Origin of the sequence: Bacillus sp. AFS001701, from assembly GCF_002559405.1 — a bacterium.
Classification (GTDB): domain Bacteria; phylum Bacillota; class Bacilli; order Bacillales; family Bacillaceae_G; genus Gottfriedia.
Genome location: NZ_NTZO01000599.1, coordinates 1 through 1,327 on the forward strand (window position 1 = coordinate 1; position 1,327 = coordinate 1,327).

The 1,327-nt window shown below is 35.6% G+C and carries 1 protein-coding gene; it reads right to left on the reverse strand.

Translation table 11 applies throughout. The features are described from left to right. A partial coding sequence (gene yhbH, locus CN514_RS23730; protein WP_098234679.1) for a sporulation protein YhbH occupies positions 1–1,059 on the reverse strand: 1,059 nt, incomplete at its 3' end. Positions 1,060–1,327 lie beyond the last annotated feature (268 nt).

The following is a 1,327-nucleotide window of genomic DNA, read 5'->3' on the forward strand; positions in this document are numbered from 1 at the left end:
TCGATTGTATTGGTTTACTTCTCCGTATCCGAACATATTGCTCACTTTCATTAATTCTTGAACTAATTTTACGCAGCGAGCATTATCAGATGTTAAATTATCTCCATCAGAGAAGTGGAATGGATAGATATTATATCTTTCAGGAGAATATTTGTATTCAATTACTTCTAAAGCTTTTCGATAAGCAGATGAACAGATTGTTCCTCCGCTTTCTCCTTTTGTGAAGAACTCTTCTTCTGTAACTACTTTTGCTTCTGTATGGTGTGCAATAAATTCGATATCAACTGATTCATATTTTGTTCGTAAAAATCTAGTCATCCAAAAGAAGAAGCTTCGTGCCATATACTTTTCCCATAAGCCCATACTTCCGCTTGTATCCATCATTGCGAGTACGACGGCTTTAGATTCTGGTTTTCTAATTTCATTCCATGTACGGAACTTTAAGTCTTCTGGAGATATCGGATAGAATGATGGCGTACCCCTCATAGCGTTACGTTTAAACGCTGACATCATCGTACGTTTTTTATCAATATTACCCATTAACCCAGTTTTTCTAATGTCATTAAATTCAATGTTTTCTACTGTATTTAAGTCTTGTTCTTTTCGTTTTAGATCAGGTAATTCTAACTGACTAAAAAGAGCTTCCTCTAATTCCATTAGTGAAACCTCTGCCTCGTAATAATCTTCACCTGATTCTTTGCCAGCGCCTTGCCCTTTACCAGCTCCCTTTTGAGGCTGGCCACCTTGTGAACCATCTCTTGCCACTACATCGCCAACTTTACTGTCTCCAGTACCCTGACCAACGTGTTTGTTTTTATCGTAGTTGTATCTAATCTTATACTCATCTAGTGACCGGATTGGAATTTTTACTACATCGCGCCCGTTTGACATGATGATGCTTTCTTCTGTGATCAAATCTGCTAAATTCTTTTTAATCGCCTCTTGTACCTTTTCTTGGTGGCGCTGTTGGTCGTCGTGTCCTTTACGATGGAGGGTCCAGTCTTCCTGTGAAATGGTAAAATTATGCTTTTGTTCATGTTCATTATTTTCATTACTCATTTTCTTTCCCTCCCTTACTTGTTTTAATTTATTTGTAAAAATAAAAAAATCGTCACACAGTAATACACAATTGCATAAACTAATTCGGTAGGTGATTTTCTACCCTTTTTTATGGATTACTCTATCATATGCAGAAGGACGCAATAATTGACAATGTTTCTTCTAAATTTTACACCCATTTTTTCAGAAAATAGGACGAGTCCTTAAAAATAAATATATTTATATAAAAATTCCAATAAACTTTTGCCTTTAACTATATGTAACAAGC